At 29.9% G+C, this 3,850-nt stretch carries 8 protein-coding genes; all 8 read left to right on the top strand.

What is annotated here, in order from left to right:
• A partial coding sequence (locus tag FOT98_RS30035; RefSeq protein ID WP_144291214.1) for a nuclease-related domain-containing protein occupies positions 1-477 on the top strand: 477 nt, incomplete at its 5' end.
• 348 nt (positions 478-825) lie between these two features.
• Positions 826-1,146, top strand: coding sequence for a hypothetical protein (locus FOT98_RS33165; RefSeq protein WP_000439354.1), 321 nt, complete (start codon positions 826-828; stop codon positions 1,144-1,146).
• Between the two features lie 55 nt (positions 1,147-1,201).
• Positions 1,202-1,375 (top strand): hypothetical protein, encoded by a 174-nt coding sequence (locus FOT98_RS32635; protein WP_002163368.1) that lies wholly within the window; start codon positions 1,202-1,204, stop codon positions 1,373-1,375.
• A gap of 56 nt (positions 1,376-1,431) precedes the next feature.
• Positions 1,432-1,857 carry a hypothetical protein gene (locus FOT98_RS30025; RefSeq protein ID WP_001082099.1) on the top strand — a complete coding sequence of 142 codons (426 nt, stop codon included), beginning with the start codon at positions 1,432-1,434 and terminating at the stop codon, positions 1,855-1,857.
• Positions 1,858-1,898: 41 nt separating this feature from the next.
• Complete coding sequence (locus tag FOT98_RS30020) at positions 1,899-2,294, top strand: hypothetical protein (RefSeq protein ID WP_000339405.1); 396 nt, start codon at positions 1,899-1,901, stop codon at positions 2,292-2,294.
• Positions 2,295-2,298: 4 nt separating this feature from the next.
• Entirely contained in the window at positions 2,299-2,559 is a 261-nt protein-coding gene (locus FOT98_RS30015; RefSeq protein WP_000930819.1) for a hypothetical protein, read from the top strand.
• 91 nt (positions 2,560-2,650) lie between these two features.
• Complete coding sequence (locus FOT98_RS30010; protein WP_011167263.1) at positions 2,651-2,914, top strand: hypothetical protein; 264 nt, start codon at positions 2,651-2,653, stop codon at positions 2,912-2,914.
• Positions 2,915-3,136: 222 nt separating this feature from the next.
• The gene (locus tag FOT98_RS30005) at positions 3,137-3,556 is read left to right on the top strand and encodes a hypothetical protein (RefSeq protein ID WP_001104249.1); all 420 of its coding nucleotides are present in this window, start codon (positions 3,137-3,139) and stop codon (positions 3,554-3,556) included.
• Positions 3,557-3,850 lie beyond the last annotated feature (294 nt).

The raw sequence follows: 3,850 nt of genomic DNA, 5'->3' as shown, positions 1-3,850 counted from the left end.
GTTACGATTCATACTGAGTATGGTGATACAACGCAAATTGACCATATTGTTATCGCGGAAACCGGTGTATTTGTTATAGAGACGAAAAACTACGAAGGTTGGATCTGTGGAAATGAGAAATCTGCAAGGTGGACACAGAGTATTTTTAGAAAGAAATCTTCTTTTCAAAATCCATTTCGACAAAATTATAAACATATAAAAGCTATTGAATGGGTAATGGAACAACAACTGCCGACCATCTCTATTGCAGCGTTCCATCCAAAATGCAGTCTAAAAAGAGTAAATGTTCAATCTAATGATAAACATGTCCTGTATTATAACGAACTACAAAAATGTATTGAATTATATACTGAAGCGCAACTAACAAATGATGAGGTCCAGCACATCTACCAAACAATATTGCGAGCGAACATTATGGATAAGGATATTGAAAAGAAACATGTGAAATATTTACATAATAAGTTCGCTAAACAATAAGAAATGGGGAAAGAGAGACATGTTATATGTAATAGGGTTCATAGTAATCTCCATAGTATCTATTCGTCTTAACATGAAGTATTATAAGCTAAAAGGAAACCAAAAAGATTTTGAGATGAAAAAGAATGATTAAAAATATATTTTAGAAATAAAGGGTGTATTTTGAGATGTCTGATGGAGTAAATATTATCTGTGATTATATAAATTAAATTGAGTAAGAATATAAAAAGTGTTATAATTAACGTAAGTTAATATATTGATATTACGTTGCAAAAGGACACACCTACGCAGACCACTGCCATAGGTGTGTCCTTTTTTAATGAAATATTAAATAAGGAGGGAGATACGGTGGAAAGATTTAATATTATGCTTAATGGTTGTCTCTTTCTGATCGTGTTTTTGGTTTTAATAATTACAATATATCATTTTACCTTATTTATAGTAAAAAGGAATATGAATAAGATGAAAAAAGAAATTAAAGTTGAAGTAACAAAAGACTCCTATATTTATAATAATAAAGGTGAAGTTATACAGGGTTTAAAAGAAGGTGAGCAATTTGTTGTAAAGTTGAATAATGATACATGGAAGTTCATTTGTGGTGAGATAGTAGTAGCGGAATATAATTACTTTGGAAAAATAAAGATGCATGATGGATTTAAATTAATTTAGGGGAAATTGTTAATTGGTTTTAAATTTGAAATTTGTAGAAAAGGAGCGAATCAAAATGAAAAAAATCAAAAAACGTCAAAATAATTCTCTTGTTCTCGGGAAACCCGGGAAAGGTACAAAGGTCCATTTTTTTGAAGAAAGTAACTTTAAACCGGAGCTTGCACCAAAAGGAGCTAATTTAAAACATATTCAAATTAACGGTAATAATATAGTAGTTATGTCCTATTAAAAATCCGATAATATTCCAATCACCCTGAAAAGGAATAAGTGAGGTGTAACCAATTGATGAATCGTAGTTTGATATATTGGAATGTTGAAGAAATCGATAGAAATATAGTTTTAATTACTTTGAAGAAAAATATTACTGTAACTAAAAAAAGTGTCTTACAACTCTATCAAAGATGCTTAACAATAGGTGAGAGTAGTATACAAATACCTATTACACCACTAAAAGCAAAATTTCACCGGGATTTTTATTCTTTTTATAAAGAGTATGCTCGTAAGAGCGAGGTAGATAACTATATATATTATGAAGAAACAAAGGTTGATTTTAACGAATTAATTATTTTTTTACCTTTCCTCGGTGTTATAGATTGTGATTTTACCAAGGGAGTAATGTTTGGTTACCGAAATGAAAAGGATTTAACGAAACTGCTTAATTTGTTAGATAAATCCTATGCAACTTTTCTTAATGGAAAATTACATAATTAACTTTCGCATAAATCATAATTAATCCAATAGGAGGCAATAGAATGGATGCGCTACAAGAATTAATATCAAAACATAATTGGAATTTACAATGTTGGGAAGATAGATATAGTAGAGGCATATGGGCAGTGGTTGCACCTCATCCGAATCACACATATGAAGTAAGAGAGATTACAGATGGTGAAGGAAAATTGAGTACGGAATTAGGGTTTTATTTCTATAATGAAGGCTCTTGGCTCCCTGTTGCTAATGGAGATAACCTAAAGGATGTATTAATGAAGCTAGATGACAAAATTAAACCGATGATTGATAACACTATATGGAGAAGAAGTGTATATGACACTTTTCAACACTTCCTTGAAGAAAACTATAGTTATTATGAATTGGAAGGTGCTCTTAAAAATAAAGTAAAGGTTTTACTAAAACCAGAGGGACTATAAATAGATGTTAAATTGCGAGGAAAGTGAGGATGAAGAGTTAATGGCAACTGGGAAACATTTTTATAAACATTTAGATAAGGAACAATATTGTAATGTAAATATCGAATTAAATATGGAGCAATTGGCTCAAATGGTTTGTAAAACAAACTATGGACTACATCGTTTTATCTCTGAAGTAATCGATATAAAGAGAACAAGTAAATGGCAAGAAGATAAAGAGTTTGCGGACGGTTTAGAGAGTTTATTGAATAAAGGTTATTTTTAAAGCTAATTGTTATTGTAATTGAGGTTAAATAATATTTTTAAAAATCCATTCGAATGTAGTAGCAAATAATTAAAAGCTTTAAATATAGGAGATGTTTATAGTGGGATTACTTTTTCAATGTGAAGATTGCGGTAAGGAAAACAATATTTCCGATATTAAGGGCACATGTGGAAATTGTGATAATAACAAAATGAAAAATTTTAAAGTTATCATAACTAGTGGAGAGTTAAGAGGAATGAGTGGAATGTATACTCTATCTAAAGCAAAAGAAATATTAGAATCGGCATTGAATAAAGAAAAAATTTTAATAATAGATCCTAAGAGTAATATTAATATGATTTTTATACAGAAATGAGATGATATTTATTGAGTCACGGAACTTTTAAAAGAGTGATTGTATTTATGACAGTTGTTTTTATTATTACTATGGGAATTTCATTTATTCTTAAAATGTTTGGTTGGCTTTAGATTCGAATAAAAATTATTACTTTAATTTAAATATGAGTTGATAACATGGGGACGTTTACAGCATTTCGTGGAAAAGTAATCACTGATGATAGAAAGGTGTGATTTTTAGATGAATTGGAAAGTGAATGCAGGAGCAGTTTTGTTTGGGATCTGCTTGGTATTTGGTTTTGTTTGGTACAGTGAATACCAAGGTAATAAATTGGTGGATCATATGTTGCAGGAACAAAAGGAACACTTAAGTGGCGAAGATAAACAAGGAGTAGTATTAGGGAAAGAGGAAAAGGAAGAAGATCTTGAAATGGATACAACCTTTGATACGTCTTCTATGTTTGTACCGGGTATTAACATGAGTGTACCGATGACAACGACAAGTACAAGCGTTTCTGATGGTGAGAAAAGGTATTATCTAAAAGTAAATGTAGAGGAGAAAGAATATAAAGTGTCAGTTGAGAAAAGCTTGTATGAACATATAAATATTGGAGATAACATCGATGTTGTGGTCGGTGATAATATGATTAGAACAAAATAAGGATATTTTAATTCAATTAAAAAAACAAGAACGATACTTAGTTTGAACAAGGTGAACTTAATAATTACCCTATTGGAGCAATAATATTAATAAGTTTATTATTTGCTAGCAATCTTAGTCTTAATTTCTTTTATTTTATATATATATATAAATACTATGTACGAAACATACAAACATAGATAATGTGCTATAATAGAAATAATCCAATACTAAAAAATCATATTGCAAAAGGACACACCTACGCATAACCATAGCGTAGGTGTGTCCTTTTTTTGTTTAAGGAGGAAAAGTTAT

This window comes from Bacillus sp. HY001, assembly GCF_007558965.1.
Lineage (GTDB): Bacteria > Bacillota > Bacilli > Bacillales > Bacillaceae_G > Bacillus_A > Bacillus_A mobilis.
This window is presented reverse-complemented; position numbering and strand designations above follow the sequence as displayed.

Bases quoted from the DNA above. Each gene is read 5' to 3' on its own strand.
- FOT98_RS32635 (WP_002163368.1), top strand. From the start codon at position 1,202: ATGAAAAAAATCAAAAAACGTCAAAATAATTCTCTTGTTCTCGGGAAA.
- FOT98_RS30025 (WP_001082099.1), top strand. From the start codon at position 1,432: ATGAATCGTAGTTTGATATATTGGAATGTTGAAGAAATCGATAGAAAT.
- FOT98_RS30020 (WP_000339405.1), top strand. From the start codon at position 1,899: ATGGATGCGCTACAAGAATTAATATCAAAACATAATTGGAATTTACAA.
- FOT98_RS30015 (WP_000930819.1), top strand. From the start codon at position 2,299: ATGTTAAATTGCGAGGAAAGTGAGGATGAAGAGTTAATGGCAACTGGG.
- FOT98_RS30010 (WP_011167263.1), top strand. From the start codon at position 2,651: ATGTTTATAGTGGGATTACTTTTTCAATGTGAAGATTGCGGTAAGGAA.
- FOT98_RS30005 (WP_001104249.1), top strand. From the start codon at position 3,137: ATGAATTGGAAAGTGAATGCAGGAGCAGTTTTGTTTGGGATCTGCTTG.